Origin of the sequence: Pseudoalteromonas sp. NCIMB 1079, assembly GCF_040567695.1 — a bacterium.
Classification (GTDB): Bacteria; Pseudomonadota; Gammaproteobacteria; order Enterobacterales; family Alteromonadaceae; genus Pseudoalteromonas; species Pseudoalteromonas distincta.
This window is the reverse complement of the sequence record NZ_JBEWZA010000001.1, coordinates 1,770,749-1,795,331: the sequence shown is the minus strand read 5'-3', so window position 1 is coordinate 1,795,331 and position 24,583 is coordinate 1,770,749. Positions and strand designations below refer to the sequence as shown.

The 24,583-nt window shown below is 40.9% G+C and carries 15 protein-coding genes, 3 rRNA genes and 1 pseudogene; 10 read left to right on the top strand and 9 right to left on the bottom strand.

Annotated elements, in window-relative coordinates:
- Positions 1 to 4: 4 nt before the first annotated feature.
- Positions 5 to 1,141 carry a glutamine-hydrolyzing carbamoyl-phosphate synthase small subunit gene (gene carA / locus ABX891_RS08365; RefSeq protein WP_004335400.1) on the bottom strand — a complete coding sequence of 379 codons (1,137 nt, stop codon included), beginning with the start codon at positions 1,139 to 1,141 and terminating at the stop codon, positions 5 to 7.
- 361 nt (positions 1,142 to 1,502) lie between these two features.
- Positions 1,503 to 2,306 (bottom strand): 4-hydroxy-tetrahydrodipicolinate reductase, encoded by an 804-nt coding sequence (gene dapB / locus ABX891_RS08360; RefSeq protein WP_309168660.1) that lies wholly within the window; start codon positions 2,304 to 2,306, stop codon positions 1,503 to 1,505.
- Positions 2,307 to 2,660: 354 nt separating this feature from the next.
- Here dapB and ABX891_RS08355 point away from each other — a divergent pair, with 354 nt between their 5' ends.
- From ABX891_RS08355 to ABX891_RS08345, 3 genes are all read left to right on the top strand, one after another.
- The gene (locus ABX891_RS08355; protein WP_354630128.1) at positions 2,661 to 3,974 is read left to right on the top strand and encodes a Na+/H+ antiporter NhaC family protein; all 1,314 of its coding nucleotides are present in this window, start codon (positions 2,661 to 2,663) and stop codon (positions 3,972 to 3,974) included.
- A 132-nt stretch (positions 3,975 to 4,106) separates the two neighbouring features.
- Positions 4,107 to 4,895: a nucleoside-binding outer membrane protein gene (locus ABX891_RS08350; protein WP_024604219.1), complete on the top strand. Its 789-nt coding sequence runs from the start codon at positions 4,107 to 4,109 to the stop codon at positions 4,893 to 4,895.
- A gap of 198 nt (positions 4,896 to 5,093) precedes the next feature.
- A complete protein-coding gene (locus ABX891_RS08345) occupies positions 5,094 to 6,110 on the top strand; it encodes an alpha/beta fold hydrolase (RefSeq protein WP_165742785.1) in 1,017 nt (338 codons plus the stop codon).
- 111 nt (positions 6,111 to 6,221) lie between these two features.
- Here the strand turns inward: ABX891_RS08345 and ABX891_RS08340 are convergent, their stop codons facing one another.
- Positions 6,222 to 7,019 carry a M48 family metallopeptidase gene (locus tag ABX891_RS08340; protein WP_165742784.1) on the bottom strand — a complete coding sequence of 266 codons (798 nt, stop codon included), beginning with the start codon at positions 7,017 to 7,019 and terminating at the stop codon, positions 6,222 to 6,224.
- Positions 7,020 to 7,216: 197 nt separating this feature from the next.
- On the opposite strand from ABX891_RS08340, the gene ABX891_RS08335 reads away from it, so the two are divergent.
- Positions 7,217 to 8,419, top strand: a complete 1,203-nt coding sequence (locus ABX891_RS08335; RefSeq protein WP_165742783.1) for a Bcr/CflA family efflux MFS transporter — start codon at positions 7,217 to 7,219, stop codon at positions 8,417 to 8,419.
- 26 nt (positions 8,420 to 8,445) lie between these two features.
- Here the strand turns inward: ABX891_RS08335 and grpE are convergent, their stop codons facing one another.
- Both grpE and ABX891_RS08325 read right to left on the bottom strand, forming a co-directional pair.
- Entirely contained in the window at positions 8,446 to 9,057 is a 612-nt protein-coding gene (gene grpE / locus ABX891_RS08330) for a nucleotide exchange factor GrpE (protein WP_354629272.1), read from the bottom strand.
- A gap of 58 nt (positions 9,058 to 9,115) precedes the next feature.
- Complete coding sequence (locus ABX891_RS08325; protein WP_024604215.1) at positions 9,116 to 10,081, bottom strand: HrcA family transcriptional regulator; 966 nt, start codon at positions 10,079 to 10,081, stop codon at positions 9,116 to 9,118.
- A 154-nt stretch (positions 10,082 to 10,235) separates the two neighbouring features.
- Between ABX891_RS08325 and nadK the strand changes: the two genes are divergently transcribed.
- From nadK to ABX891_RS08305, 4 genes are all read left to right on the top strand, one after another.
- Entirely contained in the window at positions 10,236 to 11,120 is an 885-nt protein-coding gene (gene nadK / locus ABX891_RS08320) for an NAD(+) kinase (protein WP_004335384.1), read from the top strand.
- Positions 11,121 to 11,197: 77 nt separating this feature from the next.
- Positions 11,198 to 11,755: a hypothetical protein gene (locus ABX891_RS08315; RefSeq protein ID WP_309168658.1), complete on the top strand. Its 558-nt coding sequence runs from the start codon at positions 11,198 to 11,200 to the stop codon at positions 11,753 to 11,755.
- 75 nt (positions 11,756 to 11,830) lie between these two features.
- Positions 11,831 to 13,504: a DNA repair protein RecN gene (gene recN, locus ABX891_RS08310; RefSeq protein WP_024604213.1), complete on the top strand. Its 1,674-nt coding sequence runs from the start codon at positions 11,831 to 11,833 to the stop codon at positions 13,502 to 13,504.
- Between the two features lie 32 nt (positions 13,505 to 13,536).
- A complete protein-coding gene (locus ABX891_RS08305; RefSeq protein ID WP_004335381.1) occupies positions 13,537 to 13,860 on the top strand; it encodes a hypothetical protein in 324 nt (107 codons plus the stop codon).
- A 13-nt stretch (positions 13,861 to 13,873) separates the two neighbouring features.
- Here the strand turns inward: ABX891_RS08305 and ABX891_RS08300 are convergent, their stop codons facing one another.
- Entirely contained in the window at positions 13,874 to 14,815 is a 942-nt protein-coding gene (locus ABX891_RS08300) for a GGDEF domain-containing protein (protein ID WP_502936044.1), read from the bottom strand.
- Positions 14,816 to 15,569: 754 nt separating this feature from the next.
- On the opposite strand from ABX891_RS08300, the pseudogene tnpC reads away from it, so the two are divergent.
- Positions 15,570 to 16,921: pseudogene (gene tnpC / locus ABX891_RS08295) on the top strand (IS66 family transposase); the annotation flags it as partial.
- A gap of 524 nt (positions 16,922 to 17,445) precedes the next feature.
- On the opposite strand, the gene rrf reads toward tnpC, so the two are convergent.
- The 3 genes from rrf to ABX891_RS08280 all read right to left on the bottom strand — a co-directional run bounded on the left by rrf (position 17,446) and on the right by ABX891_RS08280 (position 22,427).
- Positions 17,446 to 17,560, bottom strand: a 5S ribosomal RNA gene (gene rrf, locus ABX891_RS08290).
- A 143-nt stretch (positions 17,561 to 17,703) separates the two neighbouring features.
- Positions 17,704 to 20,593, bottom strand: a 23S ribosomal RNA gene (locus tag ABX891_RS08285).
- A 298-nt stretch (positions 20,594 to 20,891) separates the two neighbouring features.
- Positions 20,892 to 22,427, bottom strand: a 16S ribosomal RNA gene (locus ABX891_RS08280).
- Together the 16S, 23S and 5S rRNA genes form the textbook arrangement of a ribosomal RNA operon.
- A gap of 640 nt (positions 22,428 to 23,067) precedes the next feature.
- Here ABX891_RS08280 and ABX891_RS08275 point away from each other — a divergent pair.
- Complete coding sequence (locus ABX891_RS08275) at positions 23,068 to 24,483, top strand: alanine/glycine:cation symporter family protein (RefSeq protein WP_354629270.1); 1,416 nt, start codon at positions 23,068 to 23,070, stop codon at positions 24,481 to 24,483.
- Positions 24,484 to 24,583: the final 100 nt, after the last annotated feature.

The following is a 24,583-nucleotide window of genomic DNA, read 5'->3' as shown; positions in this document are numbered from 1 at the left end:
TAAATTAGTGTTTACGCGCTTGCATCAAATCGATGAAGTGGTCAAATAATGGTGCTGCATCGTGTGGACCTGGACTTGCTTCAGGGTGACCCTGGAAGCTAAACGCAGGCTTATCAGTACGATGAATACCTTGAAGCGTTCCATCAAATAACGATTTATGCGTGGCACGAAGCGTACTTGGTAGGCTTGATTCTTGAGCTGCAAAACCATGGTTTTGAGCTGTGATCATAACTACATTACGGTCTAGGTCTTTAACTGGGTGGTTACCACCGTGGTGACCAAATTTCATTTTTTCTGTTTTAGCACCTGAGGCAAGGGCTAATAACTGATGACCTAAACAGATACCAAAAATAGGTGTGTCGGTTTCTAAAAAGGCTTGAATGGCTTCAATAGCGTAAGTACATGGCTCAGGATCACCAGGGCCATTAGATAGGAAGATACCATCAGGGTTTAAAGCAAGTACGTCAGCGGCAGAAGTTTGCGCTGGTACTACTGTAAGTTTACAACCACGGTCTACAAGCATACGTAAAATATTACGTTTTACACCGAAGTCGTAGGCAACAACATGAAACTTTTCATCAGCAGCGTCAAGGGTTTTAAATCCTTCACCTAATGTCCAGCTTGATTCGCGCCACTCAAAATTTTCCTTGGTTGAGACAACTTTTGCTAAATCCATACCTTTTAAGCCTGGGAAGGCTTGCGCGGCTTGTAACGCTTTATTTTCGTCTAGCTCGTCACCGGCAACAATACACCCGTTTTGTGCGCCTTTATCACGCAAAATTCGAGTTAGCTTTCTGGTGTCGATGTCCGCAATACCTAAAATATTACGTTCTTTTAAGTAATCATCTAACGATTGCTCGTTACGAAAGTTACTTGCTAGCAGTGGCAAATCACGGATCACTAGGCCTTTAGCCCAAATTTGATTCGCTTCTTCGTCTTCGCTGTTGGTACCCGTATTACCGATATGTGGGTACGTCAAAGTTACGATTTGTTCCGCGTATGATGGATCAGTCAAAATTTCTTGATAACCAGTCATAGACGTATTGAATACCACTTCACCGACTGACATGCCGTCAGCGCCGATTGCAGTACCGCGAAACACTGTGCCGTCTTCTAGGACTAACAGAGCGGATTTAGTCAAGTTAAACCTCCTAACAGTAAAAAACGGGAGTAAGCAATTGCTTAACACCCCGCCAATACCCAGAGGGATCGTCAAAACCAGATTTTTGTGGGCTTAAATTGTTTTACGCAGTCTTAAATGATGCAGATGTAAAGCATTCAACCTTCAATCATTTTTCTTGCCTAAAACTATTTTCATTCCCACTGAAACCCTGGATTTACTAGCCACTTGGGTATAATTGGAAACACGCATTTAGTAATTTTTGGCAAATTGGCTGCATATTACATGAAGTTGTTATTTAGGTCTAACATTATTTGGTTAATTGTTACAAATAAGTCACTGTAGGTAAAATTAGACCCAAACAGTTAAAATAGTAACTAAACTACTTAAGATCTAGCACATCTTGCATATCATAAAGTCCAGCAGGTTTGTTTTTCAACCAGCTTGCAGCCCTTATAGCACCTAGAGCGAACGTCATTCTCGAACTTGCTTTATGTGTTAATTCAAGCCTTTCGCCCATTGTAGCGAAGTATGCGGTATGTTCACCTACTATATCGCCACCTCTTAGGACAGAATAACCAATCTCATTTTGAGATTTCGCTGTTTCTACTTGGCTTCGGTCATATACCGCAACCTCGTCGTGATCCCAGCCTTTCGCTTGCGCGATTGACTCACCTATTGCCAGTGCAGTACCCGATGGTGCATCTATTTTATGACGGTGATGCGCTTCAAATATTTCGATATCTAAATCGTCACCAAACTTAGTCGCTGCAGTTTGCACAAGGTTAAGTAATACATTGACACCTACGCTGTAATTTCGCGCAAATACAATAGGGATATGTTTGGCGGCATTGTGTAATAGCGCCATATCATCATTTGTTAAACCTGTTGTGCCAATTACCATAGGAATTTTTTGTGCAACAGCTGTTTTTAAATGGTTTTTCATACCCGCTGGCAGCGTAAAGTCGATTAAAACATCTACATTATCTATTGTACTTTCGTCGCTAAAGCTAACACTGTTATCGGCTGCGCTATTTACTTGATTTACATTAATGCCTAATAGCGATGAACCACTACGAACATATGCGCCTGTAAGTTGTGTTTGCTCTTTAATTGTCACGGCTTCTAATAGGGCTAAGCCCATTCTGCCGTTAGCACCAAAAACACCTATTCGATTTGTAGTCATGGTTTTTACCTAATTTAATTTGAATCCGTTTATTAGCCATATATCCGGGCATTACAAAATACGCAGGTGGGTATTTTTATGCAGTTGGATAAATATTAATCGCTGAAAATCGCGTTGCTTTATAGATATTATCTAAAAGTCATGCAATAGTCAGGTGACCTTTTAATTTAATAATAATAACAATACCAGTTTACTTTAGCCATCTATACATTTAAACTTCTATTTCGCGTCGATTTGGTCTTTGGCTTGCGGACGCTGCGGCTAACAACTTTTTAAAATAAAAAGTTGTACTGCTAAATTCAGCTAAAAGAGGAGTTTTGGCTGTGATAAATTTTACTGGTTATGAGGATTATGATGCAGCCATCATTTAATAAAAACAAAGCAATACTTTCTTTACTTCCCCTACTTACCTTTGTAGCGATATTTTTAGGCTCAGGTTTGTATTTGCAATCGCAAGGGGTTGATTATGCTTTTTACCAACTACCTGCACCTGTTGCTATATTGCCCGCCATCATGCTTGCGTTTATTTTAAATAAAGGCACGGTAAACCAATGTGTAGAGACCTTTATTAAAGGTGCCGGACACAACAATATTATTACCATGTGTTTAATCTACTTACTTGCAGGTGCTTTTTCGGCTGTGGCAAGTGCAACCGGTGGTGTAGATGCGGTAGTAAATGCAGGCTTATCGCTTATTCCACCTTCGTTATTGCTCCCTGGTTTGTTTTTAATTGCGGCCGTTGTTTCTACTGCAATGGGAACGTCAATGGGAACAATTGGCGCCATTGGCCCTATCGCTTATGTGGTATCAATTAAAACGGGTATAGATCCAGCATTAATGGCCGGTACGATTGTATCTGGCGCTATGTTTGGCGATAACTTATCTATTATTTCAGACACCACTATTGCAGCTACGCGCACGCAAGGTTGTGAAATGAAAGACAAGTTTAAAGAAAATCTTAAAATTGCAGTCCCTGCAGCCATTCTAACAATCGCCCTGTTGTTTTATTTAACACCTGCTGCACAAGTAGTTGAAACTAAAGACTATGACATTTGGTTAGTACTTCCTTATGCCTTTATTTTAGTGTTAGCAGTTGCTGGCTTGAACGTATTTGTAGTGTTGTTTAGCGGTATTATTTTTGCCGCATTAATGGGCTTTACAGGAAGTTACGAAGGCGCAAGCTTTGTGAAAGACATTTACAAAGGCTTTACTGATATGCAGGAAATATTTTTACTTTCTATGTTTATTGGTGGCTTATCTGAATTTATTCGTATCAACGGTGGTCTTGATTACATTGCTCAAAAAATTCAAGCAATTACTAAAATCATTGCAAAATGGCACCGTAAAGTGGCAGATCAATTAGGTATCGCTGCGTTAGTTTTAACAAGTAATGTATGTATTGCTAATAATACAGTGTCTATTATTGTCGCGGGTCCTATTGCTAAAAAGCTAGCAGATGACGGTGAAATAAGCGGTAAACGCTCTGCCAGTTTACTTGATATATTTGCCTGTGTTACACAGGGTTCATTGCCATACGGTGCCCAAGCATTGTTATTAGGTGCTACGTTTAAAATTAGCCCGTGGGAAGTATCTACCTCGTCATACTACTGTTTTATTTTAGCATTTACAGCCATTGCAGTTATTTGCTTACGCCGTAATAAAGCATAATTTAAACACCGATACTATGTTGCAGCTTAATAAGTAAGCTGCAACATATGTTAAAATAATACTCTACATATCAATCACTTTTGCTATAATGCGCGCCTTCGCGTGTCACTAAGATTATAGTTAAATACAGATATGAAATTTAAAAAATTACTTCCTCTCGTTACTTTTACATCAATTGCTTTATCGTCTTCTGCTTTTGCGGCTAATTGGAGCAGCACAGCACTACATATTAATAATGGCAACCAAAAAAACCCATTCACTGAGCAAGAGTCAAACACCACTGTTTACTCGGTTCAACATGCATCGGGTTACGATTACGGCGATAACTTCTTTTTTATCGATTACAGTAAAGACGATACCGATGATGGTTACCAAGATGCTGATTTTTATGGTGAGTGGTATTCAACGGTAAGCTTATCGGCCATTAGCGGCGAAAAAATTGGCGCAGGCGCATTATTAGATGTGGGCCTTACCGGTGGTATTAACGTTGCTGGCGACGCTAAAGTAATGAAATACTTGCCTGGTGTTAAATTAAGCTGGGATGTACCTGGGTTTAACTTTTTTCAAACGCTATTCACAGCTTACATTGACGATAGTGAAGGTGTAGCAAAAGGCGGGGCTCCTATTGAAACAAATAGCTGGATGCTTGATGTTGCCTTTGAATACCCTTTCACTATTGGCTCACAAAAATTTAGCTTTAAAGGCCACGCTGAATACATTGCAGAACGTGAAGATGAATTTGGTAACGATGTAGAGGCGTGGATACTCGCACAGCCTATTTTAGTATGGGATATGGGCCACGCTCTTCAAATGAAAGAAAACACACTACTGTTGGGTATGGAATTACAATACTGGCACAATAAACTAGGTACTGAAGTCACTGAGTCAGTGCCACAAATCCATATTGAGTGGACGTTTTAAGCTTTAACGATACTCGTTTTACCCTACATTAATAAGCGAAGCTCTCTTTTAGCTTCGCTTTTTTCATCTCCAAATTAAACAACGTTGAGCATGACAAAGCCTCAATTGAATAGTACTTAATGTTTGGTTACTATAATGAATTATTCTGAGTTTTATATATTAGAGCTCATATTATTTGTCCTTAATTGGAGTAACCAAATGTCGTCGATTAAAGTTATTTGCTTTTCTACTTTATTGTTATTAACAAACAATGCATTAGCGAGCACAACGCAAGATACCTCTTCACTTTCTTATGATGCGCTTTTAAGCAGTTACCAGTACGACTTTAAAGTAAATTACTTTAACATTGAGTCACAAAAACAGTCTCTTAAAATGGCCTATATTTACTTAAAGCCTACCAAATCCGACATGCCTACAGTGACGCTTATGCACGGCAAAAATTTTAATGCAGATTACTGGACTACCACTGCGCAATACCTGCAATCTTTAGGCTACGGCGTATTAATTCCTGATCAAATTGGTTTTGGAAAATCATCTAAACCAACTAATTACCAGTATTCATTTGCGGCTCTTGCTCATCATACTCATGCGTTAATGGACTCACTTAATATAAAAGAGTCAATTGTATTAGGGCACTCTATAGGTGGGATGCTAGCGAGTCGTTTTGCATTAATGTACCCAAACACAACAAGTAAATTAATTTTACTTAACCCTATTGGGCTTGAAAACTACCTGCAGTATGTTGATTACAAAGATACAAATTTTTTCTATAAAAACGAATTTTCAAAAACGCCAGAAGGCGTAAGAAAATACCAACAAAAAAATTACTACGATGGTAAGTGGAATGCCACATATTCAGCCTTAACCGACTTTATAACAGGGCAAATACAAGGCCCGGATAAAGAACAAATGGCATGGGTAAATGCAAAAACATACGATATGATTTTCACTCAACCTGTAATAACCGAATTTAAAGATTTAACTGTACCGGTTAAATTAATTATTGGTACACGCGATAGAACCGGCCCTGGCCGTAACTGGAAAAAAGACGGTGTTGATTACGAGCTTGGTCGATATGATAAATTAGGCAAACACGCTGCAACACTTATCCCTGACGCACAATTATTTGAACTGGATAATTTAGGGCACCTGCCGCACATTGAAGATTTCGAACGCTTTAAAAATGTATTTAAACAAGCACTTGCTGCTGAATAACCACGCTTAAAAACTAAAATAAAACCCCTGTAGGTAAAATACTTACAGGGGTTTTATTTTAATTACGCATTAATACTAAACGTACACTACTTCAAATAGTAAAGCGCTTAGCTACAGTGTGCATTGTGGGTTTTTACCCTGTGCTTTAGCAGTGCCTTGCTCGCTAAGTGCTTTACTCATTTGCGCTTGTAAATTTTTAATACGGTTACTTGGCGCTGGGTGAGTAGATAAAAACTCAGGGGTTGTACCGCTGCCCGCTGCACTCATATTTTCCCAAAGTGTAACCGACTCTTGTGGATTAAAACCCGCCTGTGCCATTAAATCCAGACCTATAGTATCGGCTTCTGATTCGTGAGAGCGGCTAAATGGTAAAACAACTCCATATTGTGCGCCCAAACCTAAGCCTTGCATAATTTCGTTACGGTATTGAATATTACCCATTTCAAGTGCCGCGCTGCCCAGCTGCATACCGGTATCTAAAATAGAGCTTTGTGAAACACGCTCATTAGAATGCTCAGCTATTACGTGCCCTACTTCGTGACCTAGTACTGTTGCTAGTTGGTCTTGATTGGTGGCTATTTTTAATAAGCCCGTATGAACCCCAATGTAACCCCCAGGTAGTGCAAAAGCGTTAGCAGATTCATCTTCAAATACCACTACTTCCCAATTTTGCGACGCGTATTCTTTTGGTAATACAGCGACTACTTTTTCAGCAATGCAATTTACATATGCATTTGTTTTTGGATCTTTATTAATTGGTTGGCTTTTTTTCATATCTGCAAAGCTAGCTGTGCCCATTTCACTCATTTGTTGATCTGAGTAAAGCGCTATTTGAGTACGTCCTGTTGGTGACGTTTTACAACCGGCTAAAACGGCTGTCGCTAATACTGCAAGTACTAGTTTTTTCATGATAATTCTCTTAAGTAATGAATTTTTTATTGCTTGTAGAATAGCAAACACAGTACCAATTTAAAATATTTGCTTTATGTACCGTTATATTAAAAAAAAACAATATGACGATAAACTTAGCGGGCAAACTAAGTTTATTCAAATACAATGCCCTGTTACACTATAACCATTGTTTTTAGTGATTGTTGAGTTTACACATGGACGCCTCAGCCTCGTCTTTTAATACCCGTATTTTATTGCCTTTATTGGCCAGTATAGTGGCGATTACGCCATTGGCGATAGATATGTACTTACCTGCCATGCTGGTAATTGCAAACGATTTACACACTAATATGCCCAATGTACAAATATCGTTGAGTATTTACTTAGCAGGCTATTCATTAGGGATGCTATTTTTTGGCCCCATTGCCGATCAAATTGGCCGCCGTAAGCTTGCACGTATCGGCTTAACCTTATTTGGTGCAAGCTCACTTGCACTGGCATTTACCACCGAAGTCCATGCTTTTTGGACTCTTAGAGCAGTGCAAGCATTTACGGGAGCGGCAGCAACGGTAGTAGTACCGGGTATTATTCGCCATATTTATCAGCAAAATACAGCTAAAGGAATGTCATATGTATCGATGATTATGATGGTAGCACCGTTAGTTGCCCCCTCTGTTGGTTCGTTTATTTTAGGATTTTCTGTTTGGTCAACCATATTTTTGGTGCTTGCTGGATATAGCTTTTTAATATTGGCGTTAGTGCAAGTGTATCTAATTGATATTCCTATTCACAAAAATGAAAAAAAGGGTCTCGCTCTATTTTTTGATAGCTATAAAACAGTACTCAGTAATAAAGATGCACGTGCCGACATACTCAGTTCTATGTTTGTATCGTTTGGATTTTTTTGCTTTTTGACCTCAGTACCATTTATTTATTTAGATTTATATGAAGTGTCAGAACAGTTATTTGGTGTGTTATTTGCCTTTAACGTAATGGCGCTGATGTTTGGTAACTTTTTAAATACGCGAATTGTACCAAGGCTGGGCTCTCGAAAAATGCTCTATATTGGGCTTACATTTGGATTTGTATCGGGGCTGGCTTTGCTAACATTTAGCTTATTACACTTATCACTTTATTATATTGTGGCTGCTATTGCGCCATTAATGATGAGCTTAGGCGTCACTGCAAGTAATGCTGACTCGCTAATATTAATGAAGTTTGAAAAAAACACAGGCACGGCAACGGCCGTAATTGGCACACTTCGTTTTGGCAGTGGCGCGTTAGTTGGCCCACTACTCGCTATTATGCATGCAAAAAGCGCAGTGCCATTTTCAAGTCTAATGTTTAGCGCTGTGTTGCTTACTATGCTCGTACAGTTAATTCACTATAAAAAAGACAAAAAAAATGCCTCAATATGAGGCATTTTTTAAAACTAATAATTCAATTAAGCATCAGCAGCTTTAGAAACCATAACCATTGCAGGGCGTAATAAACGACCATTTAATGTATAACCTTTTTGCATAACAGCAAGTACTGTATTAGGTGTTACATCGTTACTTGGTTGAATTGACATTGCTTGATGAAAATCTGGATTAAACTGCTCACCTTGTGGGTTTACAATTTCAACACCAAACTTTGCAACAGCATCGTTAAAGCTTTTAACTGTCATATCGATACCTTCAAGCAACGGCTTTAAAGTCTCATTTTCTTTATCAGAAAACTCAATAGCACGCTCAAGATTATCAATTACAGGTAGTAATTCGTTAGCAAATTTTTCTAGTGCAAACTTATGCGCTTTTTCTACATCTTGTGCTGCACGACGACGAATGTTGTCTACGTCTGCTGCAGCACGAACAACACCATCTTTTTGATCAGCAATAGTTTGTTTAGCAGCTTCAAGCTCTGCATATAGCATAGCTATTTCTGCTTCAGGGCTTTGCTCTTCTTCTGCATGTTGATCAGCGGCTTCTACTGCTGCTTCTACATCAGCCTGCATTTTAGAAATTTCTTCGTTTAATTCTACTTCTTGCTCAGGGTTTTTTGTCTGCTCAGACATAAAATACGTGCTCCAATTCTTTACAACTGCGGTAATTATGGGGATTGAATAAAAAGATTCAAGAGTTAGATGCCTCAATTAATTTAAATTCTCGAATTATTTCTTCGATTTGCGCTGATTTAGGGCAAATTATACAAAAGCGGCTTTGGTATTCTTGATTTTGAAAGTACGGCACGCTTATTACGATCAATTCATCACACTCAGTAAAAGGCAATTTTTCGCTATTAAGTACCGATACACCGTTTTTAAAAGCGAGTTTATCTTCTACATAATTTAAAAACGAAACACCAATATTTAAACTTTGCTCACAATCGATTTGTTTATAGAGGTAATTTTCGCCAACTACAATACTATTATCTGAGCCTAATTTTTGACTTAGTTGTCGCGTCCATTGATTAAGCGAATCATGACAATTTCGAGGCGCTGTATTTGCCATCGCCTGCATACGATACAAACCCTCCATAAGAGTTTGTTGGCTAAATACGGTGTTCAACCATGTTGCAAACTGATAACGAACAGAATCTGACGAATCATGAGGTTTATCAATACAAATGTTGTGGCTCTGCCCAGCCCTGTCTATTAATAGAATAAGCCAGTCGGTAGAATCAAAATCAAGCACTTCTACTCTAAACACTTGCTGCGAGCTGACTTGTGGTAAACCAACACAACAACATATTTGGTATTTTTGGCTCAAACCATGTGCTAGTTCAACGAGTTGTGATTGCTCTGGTTGCCAATAATTAGCAATGTCAGCGAGTGGAAAAAACTCGTCAAACCAATAATCAAACCCTTCATTTGTGGGCACTCGTCCTGCAGATGTATGAGGTGAATACAATAGCCCCACTTTTTCTAAGCGAGCCATAGCATTACGAACCGTAGCCGAGCATACTGCCATGCCTTTGAGCTTGGCAATTTTTGTTGATGGAACAGGCAAGCCTTCACCATTACAGTACATGTTCATAACAGCTGAAAAAATTTGCTGATCTCGTGAGTTTAGTTTCATGGTATCTACATCTTGTTGCATGAAAGAGATATCGGGGCGTCTAGTTGTTTTTCAAGTCGTGCAGTTAACTCACTGCGAATAAAATTGAAGGTTTATAATATTGCTATAATCTGTATTTTCAAACACTTCTGTTTTGAGTTACTCTACAATTATTAAATCTTTTTGTGCGTACATTATGGACTCTCCTTTTAATACCATTGGCCTAATTGGCAAACCTAATCACCCGGGAGCCGCTGCTACCCTTCAGCGCTTACATACATTTCTACTTGCGCTTGGTTTTGAGGTAATAGTAGAAAAACGCACAGGGAGTCAATTAGACGATATCCCGCATGACAAACTTGTTAAGTTAGTCGACTTAGGAGAACAAGCCGATTTAGCTATTGTTGTAGGCGGTGACGGTAACATGCTTGGTGCTGCACGCGTGCTTGCGCGCTTTAACATTGCTGTAATTGGAGTAAATAGAGGTAACCTTGGCTTTTTAACTGATTTAAACCCTGAAGGGTTTGAAGCGAGCTTAGAGCAAGTCCTCAGTGGTGAGTACCTTGAAGAAAAACGCTTTTTATTAGAAGTAGAAGTATATCGCCACAACGAATTAAAGAGTGCAAATTCTGCCGTTAACGAAGCGGTACTTCATGCCGATAAAGTAGCGCATATGATTGAGTTTGAAGCTTTTATAAATAATGACTTTGTGTTCTCTCAGCGCTCTGACGGTTTAATAGTATCAACCCCTACTGGCTCTACGGCATATTCACTTTCAGGTGGCGGGCCAATTTTAACGCCAGAGCTAAATGCAATATCGTTAGTGCCTATGTTTCCTCATACCTTATCTAGCAGACCTTTAGTGGTCGATGCCGATAACGAAGTACGCTTAAAGCTAAGCCTAGAAAATACAGATAGCTTGCAAGTAAGTTGCGACAGCCATGTTGTGCTTGCCGTATTACCCGGCGATGAGGTAGTAATTAAAAAAGCGGATAAACAATTGCGCTTAATTCATCCAAAAAATTACTCGTACTACAACGTTTTACGTACAAAACTAAATTGGGGTAGTCGTTTGTACTAATTTTATTGCCAAAAGTTAAACGATAGAGCAAAATATTAGTAACAACTAAAAATTAAACATTTCAGGAACAAACGGCAATGACTTATGTAGTATTCTTTGCTTTACTGCTATTAATTACACTTTTATACAGTTACCTCAAAATTGAGAGTAATCGCAAAAAAGCAATCGAAGCTAGAAAAAAGCTATTTAATGAACGTGTTTCGCATGTAAATTCACGCCTTAGAGTAAAACTTAATGATCTTCTTGATGCTAAAATAATTCGCCCAAAATACGTTCCTCGTATTCAAGCTATTGTAAATAATTTTTTTGTTGTTCAATCGCATACAGAAGAGAATTTACAGCAACTTGAAGATACCGCTGACCTACTAATTAATACGTTGTCCAACGAGTTAATTAAAACTAATCAAACGAATATAATCCAACCATTGATTGATAATATACAGTACTTTGTATCTGAGTTACCTCAGCAAGGAATTTTATACAATAAGAGTTTTTACCTAAATACTTTACCTCCACTTATCGGGCTACTTAAAACCGAAGACGTTATACAAGCTACTGATATTGTTGATGATCAAATTGATACCTCCCCAAAAACTTCTGATACACAATTTACTCAAGATGTAAGCGTTGCATAAATAATAAAAAATTAATTTGCAAAAAACCAAAACACTGTATAAATTAACAGTTAATTGACTGGATGGATAAACAGTATGTTAATTGGTTTAGAAGTTAAAAATTTTGCAATTGTTAGTAATTTAAGCACAGAATGGCGCAGCGGTATGACCGCGATCACAGGCGAGACAGGTGCTGGTAAATCTATTGCTATTGATGCGCTATCATTATGTTTAGGTGAACGAGCTGAAGCATCAGCAGTGCGCCCAAGCTCTGATAAAGCAGAAGTATGCGCTCAATTTGACCTAACAGATTTACCGCTAGCTCAATCGTTTTTAGAGCAACATATGCTAAACAATGACGATAATGAATGTTTATTGCGTCGTGTTGTTTGCAAAAATGGACGCAGTAAAAGCTATATTAATGGCAGTGCCGTTACCGCATCACAATTAAAAGAACTTGGTCAATATTTAATATCTATTCATGGACAACATGCCCACCAACACTTATTAAAAGCTGAGCATCAGTTACAGCTTTTAGATGCCTATGCAGGGCATCACCACTTAGTAAATGATGTAAATAACAACTATAAACAGTTTGCTAACTTACAAAAAGAATTTAAACATTTAGAGCAACAACAGCAGCAACAAGCAGCGCAAAAACAATTGTTAGAATACCAAGTTGCAGAGCTCGATGAGTTTGCCTTACAAGAAAGTGAGTTTGATTTAATTGAGGCCGAGCATTACAAACTTAGTAATAGCCAAACAATATTAGAATCGTGCCAACGTGAATTACAATATTTATATGAAAGTGATGAACAAAATGCTTGTTCAATGCTGCAGCACAGTGCCCAACAATTCGCTGAGCTGGCTCAATACGACGAAAGCTTAGCGGGCGTAGCAGCGCTCCTTAGTGAAGCCGCAGTACAAGTTGAAGAAGCAAGCCGTGAAGTTCGAAATTATACTGAGCAAGCAGATTTAGACCCTGCTCGTTTAGGTGAAGTAGAAAATAGACTAAGCGGTGCGATGGATTTAGCGCGTAAGCATCACATAAAACCACAGCAGCTAGTTGAGTTTCATCAATCGATTGCTCAAGAGCTTGAGTCAATAAGTAATAATAGTAATCGTCTAGAGCAACTAGAGTCAGAAATAGAAAGCGCGTTACTTAGTTATAAGCAAGCTGCCGATGAACTAAGTAAAAGTCGCTATGAGTATGCTAATACACTTAACACACTAATAAGTGAAAGCATGGCTAATTTATCGATGGAAAACGGTGTATTTGAAATAGCTTTAACTCAAGAGAGTAGCCGCGCACCAAATAGCTTAGGGTACGATAATGTGTCGTTTTTAGTATCAACTAATCCTGGGCAGCCACTTCAGCCGTTAGCTAAAGTAGCCTCAGGTGGTGAGCTTTCGCGAATTAGCCTTGCTATACAGGTAATTATTGCCCAAAAAGTAACAACCCCAACGCTTATTTTTGATGAAGTTGATGTAGGTATTTCTGGCCCTACGGCATCAGCCGTAGGCAAACTATTGCGCCAGTTAGGTAAGTCTACTCAAGTGATTTGTGTTACCCATTTACCGCAAGTTGCTAGTAGCGCACACCAACAATTTTTTGTAGCTAAAGAAATAGCACAAGGCGAAACGTTCACTCATATGCTGCCTTTGAATAAAGATGGTCGTATTAATGAAATAGCTCGCTTACTTGGTGGTGATAATATCAGTAAAACAGCTAAAGCGAATGCTAAAGAACTAATAATGGCCCATGCCTAATATTGGTTAATAGAGCTTTGAAGGATTAAATAATGCACAGTACTTTAGTTAATTTTTGTATCATTTTAAGTTGGTTTTTATTAGCGCTAAGCAGCTGTTTAATAATTTTTAGTAAATATAAGCATACTTACTTTAAACAGCGTTTACTGAGGTTTTTAAATAGCTTTTTAGTTCTTCAGATAATCGCCGTAGCCTATTACTTTACTAGCGAAAAAATAAATAACCTAAGTGACTTAGGCATCAGTTATTGGCTATTAATTACAATGCAGATTGCCTGTAATGCAATGTGTTACATGAGCGTAAAGCGCAGAAAGGCTAAAATAAAGCCATCACTTGATTCGTTTTCAATGGATTAAAGTAGATAAACTTTTAAGAAGAACACGTTCTGTTTTTACCTTGCGCTTTTGCTTTATAAAGTAGTTCATCAGCACGCTTGATATCAAGATCAATTGAGCGTTCGGCACTTGCAGAGATAACACCAATACTTAGCGTAATATTGGTACTATCTGAAAATAAGCTCACAGCTGAAGCTTTAAGGGTGTTGTGGATTTTTTCTGCAACTTGCTCCCCCTGCTCAACTGTTGCATCTGGAATAACAATTAAAAACTCCTCTCCGCCCCAACGTGATGCAATCGCATTTTTTGGAATACTTTTATCAAAGGTTTTAGCTAATTGAATAAGTGCTTCATCGCCAAAATCATGGCCGAATTGATCATTAATCTTTTTAAAATTATCTACATCAGCTAATAAAATAACGAATGGAATATGATTTTTTGTTAGTTCAGTTTTAAAAGTAACCAGTTTATTCATAGCATAACGGCGGTTTGGCAGGTTGGTGAGTGGATCTATAGTTGCTAAAAATTCATTCTTTTGACTCAAAGCAATTATTTTACTGCTGTATTTTTCTCTTGAAAACTCGTAGTAGCCACTCAGCGACGCGACAATTATAAAAGCGAGTATGATTCTGATAGGAAACTGTTCCGGACTATAGTCATATATATTGAATGTATCAGCGCAGTAAAAGCCTAAAACAATCGCTAATAAAAACAAAATTATATCAAATGTACCTCGCTTAAGTCCGCGTATTGAATAAGTAACAGGAGACACTATGAATATCCATATAGGCCCTGTTCCTTGTGCTCCACCAGTGAGGACTAGGTAAAACATTAGTGCATAAAGGTTGTATAAAATTATAGTGCCTGACTTCTCTACTCCCCTACTTATGCTAAATGCCAATAAATAAACAAACGAAGAAACCACCAAGGTACACGCTAATAAATAACTGCTATTAATAAATGCTAAGCTAGCCATAGAAAACGTTGCTATAAACCCTATTGAAGAGAAGAATCGAACAATGAGTTTCCTTTCCGACTTGTTTGAATATTCGTACATAATTTCTATTTATTTTATTAATATATAAAAGCTTACTTGTACACAGAAAGTAAGCAAACCGTAAACAGCGTGCGATAATGGACCAACTTTATATTTAAATCAACTCTTAAGATTAGTTATTTCGGGTTGATAAAAGCGAATACTTTAACCATTACTTACCTTTGTTAGGGATAATGCAATAATATTAAGGGTTAAAAAATAAATAAGTTTACTTTTTTATTCCCACACTACCCGCACTAATAGTACTAGTAATAGTTAAAGTAGTGATATAACACACGTAGTTAAAGATGGTGTTAACGGTACTGTATATATGTATTGAGCCAAGCAACCAATCAATTAACTCTTCAAATCAAAGTATTTATACAACGATGCAAACAAGAGTTATAGCATATTAAGCAACAAAAGAAGCTACAGATTATGGCCAAATAACGTTAGCTAGTACTACTGAAAATCCAAAAAAATCGAGTTGCTATAAGTATATGCCTGTACCCTTGTGTTGGTTAAGTAAAGCGTAAAGTTTGATGTATGAATTAACCCTCAAGGCTGCTTAATAGATGCCCTAAGCATCCGTATTTAGCTCGAAACAAGCTCACCCACACTAAAGCATAATAATCCCTCTTGGTAGTACTCTAAAGGTAAAAGCTCAAGGTGTCGCTAAAGAAAGCTATACGCACAAGGTGAATTGTTTAATGAAGCCGAAGACATCATTGAGCAACCTGATGAGCTTGCTACGCAAGAGATTAGCTACACTCGCAAAACACCAAAGCGCAAACCATTACCCAAAGACTTACCCCGTGAGCAAGTGATTCATGACATTGCCGAAGAAGACAAGTTGTGTAACTGCTGTGGTAATGAGTTGCATAAAATGGGTGAAGACGTCAGCGAAAAGATCGACTTCGTCCCCGCAAAGATAAAAGTCATTGAGCATATTCGCCCAAAGTACGCGTGTCGTGAATGTGATAAGTCAGGGTCGAATAACAGTATTAAACAAGCCAAGATGCCAAACATGGCCATCAACAAAGGCATGGCCACGTCCAGTTTGTTAAGTCAAATCATCACCAGCAAATATCAATATGCATGCCACTGCACAGACAAGAGTCGATGTTCAAGCAATACGGCATTGAGCTTAGCCGTAAAACCATGAGTGACTGGGTACTCGCATCCGCTACCTTGTTTGAACCGCTGATACAACGACTGAAACACGCGTTACTTAAACAGCCTGCGATACATGCCGATGAAACGACGGTCAATGTGGTCAACGCCGACAAAGTAAAAAGTTACATGTGGCTATATTGTACCGGCACGGATTCGCCATCGGCTATAAATAAACACAACCCAATACCAAACATTGTGCTTTACGACTATCAAAACAGTCGGGCAGCTTCCTGTGTGGTTAATTATCTGGATGGCTATTCGGGCTATTTACAGGTTGATGGTTATCAAGCGTATGCACAAACGCAATCAACACTCGTTGGTTGCTGGGCCCATGCACGTCGTAAATTTATAGAAGCAAAACACGTGCAGGGTAAAAACAAGACAGGCAAAGCCGACGTAGTCTTGAGTCTTATTCAAAAACTGTACGGCATTGAATCAAAACTCAACGATAAAACACCAGAACAAAAGCATGAAATAAGGCAAGAGCAAGCGAAACCTATTATTGATAAACTGCATAAATGGCTAGAGCAAAACCAGCCACGTTTAGTCGGGAAAACCAAGTTAGCAGAGGCAGCAACCTATCTCGCTAATCAATGGCATAAACTTATAGTTTACCTTGAAAATGGTCAGCTTAATATCGACAATAACCGCGCCGAGCGCGCTATCAAACCATTTGTTATTGGCCGTAAGAACTGGATGTTTAGCCAAACCTCACGCGGCGCAATGGCAAGCGCTCACCTATACAGCATCATCGAAACTGCAAGATCCAACGGCTTAACGCCATTTGATTACATCATGCATTGCCTCGATGAGCTTTGTCAGCCTGAGCCAGACATAGAACAATTATTGCCTTGGAATATCAATATCTAGGTGATGATCACCGGACGTTTACTGAGTATATGTTAATTGCGCACATTTTACTTTTATGCAGACGTAAAAAAGCCCGACCATTTCTAGTCGGGCTCTCTACAATGTGAGGTCGGTGCGCTACGCAGTAGAATGTCGTAGTGCCCACAGCGGTGGAGAGTAACAGTGAAATGCTACTGTTTCGGCCGACTGAAATATTGAGTGATTTTGCTGTAATTCTAGCGTCGGGAGTCATTGCGCTCACCCGCCCTACGCGATGAGTGCTGATGTGAGTGCCTATTAATTGCGCACATTTCACTTTTCTGCAGACGTAAAAAAGCCCGACTCTTTCGAATCGGGCTCTCTACAATTTGAGATCGGTGCGCTACGCAGTAGGATGTCGTAGTGCCCACAGCGGTGGGGAGCCACAGTGAAATGCTACACTCTCTTTGTGTCGCGTTATGAATGTGTGTTAATTGCGCACATTTCACTTTTCTGCAGACGTAAAAAAGCCCGACTATTTCTAGTCGGGCTCTCTACAATTTGAAGCCTGGTAATGTCCTACTTTCACATAGCAAATGCTACACTATCATCGGCGCTGTTTCGTTTCACTACTGAGTTCGGCATGGAGTCAGGTGGGTCCAAAACGCTATTGTCACCAAGCAAATTTGGGCGTTAATTCGTATCTCTACGCATTAACTGAATTTGGAAAATATCTGATAATATTTTTTAAGTCTTTTCAGTAATTTCTACTTTAGTCATATTAACTTCTGTCAAACTGTCGCATAAAACGCGTTTGGCGTTGTATGGTTAAGCCTCACGGGTAATTAGTACAAGTTAGCTTAATGGCTCACACCACTTCCACATCTTGCCTATCAACGTTGTAGTCTTCAACGGCCCTTCAGAGACTTTAAAAGTCTAGTGAGAACTCATCTCGAGGCCTGCTTCGCGCTTAGATGCTTTCAGCGCTTATCAGTTCCGAACGTAGCTACCGGGCAATGCCATTGGCATGACAACCCGAACACCAGCGGTTCGTTCACTCCGGTCCTCTCGTACTAGGAGCAACCCCTCTCAATTCTCAAACGCCCACGGCAGATAGGGACCGAACTGTCTCACGACGTTCTAAACCCAGCTCGCGTACCACTTTAAATGGCGAACAGCCATACCCTTGGGACCGACTTCAGCCCCAGGATGTGATGAGCCGACATCGAGGTGCCAAACACCGCCGTCGATATGAACTCTTGGGCGGTATCAGCCTGTTATCCCCGGAGTACCTTTTATCCGTTGAGCGATGGCCCTTCCATTCAGAACCACCGGATCACTATGACCTACTTTCGTACCTGCTCGACGTGTCTGTCTCGCAGTTAAGCTGGCTTCTACCATTACACTAACCGTACGATGTCCGACCGTACTTAGCCAACCTTCGTGCTCCTCCGTTACTCTTTAGGAGGAGACCGCCCCAGTCAAACTACCCACCAGGCACTGTCCGTAACCCCGATTCAGGGGCCAACGTTAGAACATCAAAACTACAAGGGTGGTATTTCAAGGACGACTCCACAACAACTAGCGTCGCTGCTTCAAAGTCTCCCACCTATCCTACACATGTAGGTTCAATGTTCAGTGCCAAGCTGTAGTAAAGGTTCACGGGGTCTTTCCGTCTAGCCGCGGGTACACAGCATCTTCACTGCGATTTCAATTTCACTGAGTCTCGGGTGGAGACAGCGTGGCCATGGTTACACCATTCGTGCAGGTCGGAACTTACCCGACAAGGAATTTCGCTACCTTAGGACCGTTATAGTTACGGCCGCCGTTTACCGGGGCTTCGATCAAGAGCTTCTCCCTAAGGATAACCCCATCAATTAACCTTCCGGCACCGGGCAGGTGTCACACCGTATACGTCATCTTGCGATTTTGCACAGTGCTGTGTTTTTAATAAACAGTCCCAGCCACCTGGTCACTGCGGCTCCCGTCCGCTTAGAGAGCAAGTCTCATCACAGATAGGAGCGTACCTTCTCCCGAAGTTACGGTACGATTTTGCCTAGTTCCTTCACCCGAGTTCTCTCAAGCGCCTTAGTATTCTCTACCTGACCACCTGTGTCGGTTTGGGGTACGATTCCATATAATCTGAAGCTTAGAGGCTTTTCCTGGAAGTATGGCATCAACAACTTCATCACCTTAGTGACTCGTCTCGTGTCTCAGTCTTAATAGCAACCCGGATTTACCTAAGTCGCCAACCTACTCACTTTCACATGGACTACCAACGCCATGCTTGTTTAGCCTGCTCCGTCCCCCCATCGCAATTATATCGAGTACAGAAATATTAATCTGTTTCCCATCGACTACGCCTTTCGGCCTCGCCTTAGGGGTCGACTTACCCTACCCTGATTAACATGGGATAGGAACCCTTGGTCTTCCGGCGTGGGAGTTTTTCACTCCCATTATCGTTACTCATGTCAGCATTCGCACTTCTGATACGTCCAGCATACCTCCCGGTACACCTTCAACCGCTTACAGAACGCTCCCCTACCACTCAGAATAAATTCTGAATCCGCAGCTTCGGTGCATAGTTTAGCCCCGTTACATCTTCCGCGCAGACCGACTCGACCAGTGAGCTATTACGCTTTCTTTAAAGGATGGCTGCTTCTAAGCCAACCTCCTGGCTGTCTGGGCCTTTCCACATCGTTTCCCACTTAACTATGACTTTGGGACCTTAGCTGGCGGTCTGGGTTGTTTCCCTCTTCACGACGGACGTTAGCACCCGCCGTGTGTCTCCCGGATATTACTTTACGGTATTCGGAGTTTGCAAAGGGTTGGTAAGTCGGGATGACCCCCTAGCCTTAACAGTGCTCTACCCCCGTAAGTATTCGTCCGAGGCTCTACCTAAATAGATTTCGGGGAGAACCAGCTATCTCCCGGTTTGATTAGCCTTTCACTCCTAGCCACAGGTCATCCCCTAACTTTTCAACGTTAGTGGGTTCGGTCCTCCAGTTGATGTTACTCAACCTTCAACCTGCCCATGGCTAGATCACCGGGTTTCGGGTCTATACCTTGCAACTAGTCGCCCAGTTAAGACTCGGTTTCCCTACGGCTACCCTATTCGGTTAACCTCGCTACAAAATATAAGTCGCTGACCCATTATACAAAAGGTACGCAGTCACCCAACAAGTGGGCTCCTACTGCTTGTACGTACACGGTTTCAGGTTCTATTTCACTCCCCTCACAGGGGTTCTTTTCGCCTTTCCCTCACGGTACTGGTTCACTATCGGTCAGTTGGGAGTATTTAGCCTTAGATGATGGTCCACCTATATTCAGTCAAAGTTTCACGTGCTCCGACCTACTCGATTTCACTTAAAATGTCTTTTCATGTACGGGACTATCACCCTGTATCGTGGCACTTTCCAGAGCCTTCCATTAACACATAATAAGCTTAAGGGCTGTTCCGATTTCGCTCGCCGCTACTTTCGGAATCTCGGTTGATTTCTTTTCCTACGGGTACTTAGATGTTTCAGTTCTCCGCGTTCGCCTCGTTAACCTATGTATTCAGTTAACGATACCTGCAAGCAGGTGGGTTTCCCCATTCGGAAATCCTAGTCTCAAGCGCTTTTTACTAGCTTGACTAGGCTTATCGCAAGTTAATACGTCCTTCATCGCCTCCAACTGCCAAGGCATCCACCGTGTACGCTTAGTCACTTAACCATACAACCCAAACGGGTCTTTGTTTTGTGACAGTTTAACTTCGCCAGAAGTCAATATTGAATACTAAAGTAGATACCAATCAATCAACTCCTAAGAGTTAATTAAATGGCACTGAATGGTACTGCTACCATTCTTTTTTTACTTTTGAAAACTCTTGATAAATACAATGTATCTATCAGAATTTTATTATCAGCTTTTCCAAATTTTTAAAGAGCATATTAATTAGTTATCCCGAAGGACACGCACTAATTAACAATCATCTGTGTGGACACTACGAACAAATAAGTTCTAAATCGTATAAGGAGGTGATCCAGCCCCAGGTTCCCCTAGGGCTACCTTGTTACGACTTCACCCCAGTCATGAATCACTCCGTGGTAAACGTCCTCCCGAGGGTTAGACTATCTACTTCTGGAGCAACCCACTCCCATGGTGTGACGGGCGGTGTGTACAAGGCCCGGGAACGTATTCACCGCGTCATTCTGATACGCGATTACTAGCGATTCCGACTTCATGGAGTCGAGTTGCAGACTCCAATCCGGACTACGACGCACTTTAAGTGATTCGCTTACTCTCGCGAGTTCGCAGCACTCTGTATGCGCCATTGTAGCACGTGTGTAGCCCTACACGTAAGGGCCATGATGACTTGACGTCGTCCCCACCTTCCTCCGGTTTATCACCGGCAGTCTCCTTAGAGTTCTCAGCATTACCTGCTAGCAACTAAGGATAGGGGTTGCGCTCGTTGCGGGACTTAACCCAACATCTCACAACACGAGCTGACGACAGCCATGCAGCACCTGTATCAGAGTTCCCGAAGGCACCAAACCATCTCTGGTAAGTTCTCTGTATGTCAAGTGTAGGTAAGGTTCTTCGCGTTGCATCGAATTAAACCACATGCTCCACCGCTTGTGCGGGCCCCCGTCAATTCATTTGAGTTTTAACCTTGCGGCCGTACTCCCCAGGCGGTCTACTTAATGCGTTAGCTTTGAAAAACAGAGCCGAGGCTCCGAGCTTCTAGTAGACATCGTTTACGGCGTGGACTACCGGGGTATCTAATCCCGTTTGCTCCCCACGCTTTCGTACATGAGCGTCAGTGTTGACCCAGGTGGCTGCCTTCGCCATCGGTATTCCTTCAGATCTCTACGCATTTCACCGCTACACCTGAAATTCTACCACCCTCTATCACACTCTAGTTTGCCAGTTCGAAATGCAGTTCCCAGGTTGAGCCCGGGGCTTTCACATCTCGCTTAACAAACCGCCTGCGTACGCTTTACGCCCAGTAATTCCGATTAACGCTCGCACCCTCCGTATTACCGCGGCTGCTGGCACGGAGTTAGCCGGTGCTTCTTCTGTCAGTAACGTCACACATGATGGGTATTAACCACCACGCTTTCCTCCTGACTGAAAGTGCTTTACAACCCGAAGGCCTTCTTCACACACGCGGCATGGCTGCATCAGGCTTGCGCCCATTGTGCAATATTCCCCACTGCTGCCTCCCGTAGGAGTCTGGGCCGTGTCTCAGTCCCAGTGTGGCTGATCATCCTCTCAAACCAGCTAGGGATCGTCGCCTTGGTGAGCCATTACCTCACCAACTAGCTAATCCCACTTGGGCCAATCTAAAGGCGAGAGCCGAAGCCCCCTTTGGTCCGTAGACATTATGCGGTATTAGCAGTCGTTTCCAACTGTTGTCCCCCACCTCAAGGCATGTTCCCAAGCATTACTCACCCGTCCGCCGCTCGTCAGCAAAGTAGCAAGCTACTTTCTGTTACCGCTCGACTTGCATGTGTTAGGCCTGCCGCCAGCGTTCAATCTGAGCCATGATCAAACTCTTCAATTAAAAAGTTTTATGTCTTTCGACAGCCCAATGAATTCTGAATTTTTGTTTTTGTTGCCAAAAACGAATTGACTGTGCGTTATTATTTTCACTTTTAAAAAAGTAAAATCAAAACAGCTCAAGGCTGAATCTTTTAATAACATATGGTCACTCAGTTTCAATTGAGACTCTAATTTGTTTGCCTCGCTACCGAAGTAGGTTGGCTGTTAGAACTCAATCTGTACGAGTGCCCACACAGATGATTGCTTTATATTGTTAAAGAACGTTTTGAGTCGCTTTGGCGTCTCAAGGGATGCGAATAATACACCCTTTATTTTTTGAGTCAACACTTAGTTTTAAACTTTCTTTTTAGAAGATTTAAAACCGAAGTTTTATTTAACTCTCTGAGTAGTTCGTGCCTCGCTATGCGTTGGCGTTTCCCGTCTCAGTGGGGTCGCATTATAGGGAGCGGCGGATTTTACGCAAGCGTTATTTGCATAAAATAGTAATTAAAATTAAGCCCCAAGCAAGCGCACACGATAAGCACAAGTTACCCACAAAACCCTGTTGATAACTCTGTTTTTGAACTTTAAAACTAAACACTTTTATCCTGATGTGATAAGTTGCGGTCACTTTTTTTAACTCATGTATTTAGGCAGTATCCATGACAGACATAATAAATAGTATAAGTGCCCTTCTATGGGGCCAAGTTCTCGTCTACTTATTAATAGCAGCGGGCCTCTTCTTTACTTTTCGACTAGGCTTTATTCAATTTGTGCAATTTCCACATATGTTCAAAGTTATGTTTAGCTCTCGTAAATGTGCCGATAATGAAATTTCATCCTTTCAGGCTTTTTGTACTTCGTTAGCTGCACGCGTTGGTACAGGTAATATGGCTGGCGTTGCTGTTGCCTTATACCTAGGTGGGCCAGGTGCTATTTTTTGGATGTGGCTGATTGCATTAATAGGTATGGCTACAAGCTTTGCTGAAAGTACTTTGGCTCAGGCTTATAAAACAAAAGATGCTGATGGCAATTTTAGAGGTGGCCCTGCTTATTATATGCAAAACGGTTTAGGTAAACGCTGGATGGGGACTTTATTCTCGTTATGCTTAATTTTAGCCTTTGGTTTGGTATTTAACGCCGTACAGTCAAACTCTATTGCTGCAGCATTTGAAGTAGCGTTTGATGTACCTAAGTATATAGTAGGCATTTGCTTGGTTATTGGCTCTGGTATTATTATTTTTGGTGGTTTGAAAACGATTTCTCGTTTTGCTGAAATGGTTGTGCCATTTATGGCATTAGCTTACTTATTAGTTGCTCTTTATGTATGCGCTATTAACTTTACTGCATTACCGGATGTAATTGTACTTATAATAAAAAGTGCTTTTGGTATTGAACAAGCTGGTGCAGGTGCAATTGGTTATGGTGTTACACAAGCTATGATCCAAGGTATAAAGCGTGGTTTATTCTCAAACGAAGCTGGTATGGGTAGTGCAGCTAATGCTGCAGCTACTGCGACACCTTACCCTCCTCATCCAGCATCACAAGGTTATGTGCAAATGCTAGGTGTATTTATTGATACTATTGTTATTTGTACAGCGACTGCTTCTCTTATTTTACTATCGCAGCAATTAGTACCTGAATCTGGTGTTATGGGGATTGAACTTACACAAGCAGCATTACAAGAACATGTCGGCGACTGGGGTACTTACTTTATTGCCATTGCTATATTGTTTTTTGCTTTTACTTCTATTGTGGCTAATTACTCTTACGCTGAAACAAATTTAATGTTTTTAGAGCACAACTCTAATAAAGGTATGTTTATCTTTAGACTTGTTGTTTTAGGTATGGTGATGTTTGGTGCTGTTGGTGAGCTTGGTTTAATTTGGACGCTGGCAGATATATCAATGGGTTTAATGGCCATTGTAAACGTTATAGCGCTATTTATGCTTTCAGGTGTTGTTGTATGGCTCTCTAAAGATTACAACGAACAACGCAAAAAGGGCTTAATACCCACCTTTGACAAGAGTAAGCATCCTAAACTTGCTAAAGAGGTCGATCCCGAGGCCTGGAAATAAACAATAAACAGCGAGCTACGGCTCTAATGCCGATCATTTAAGAATTAGTTAATAGCACTTGAACGATCTTCTAGGTATGTAAGAATCCGAATTCTTTTGT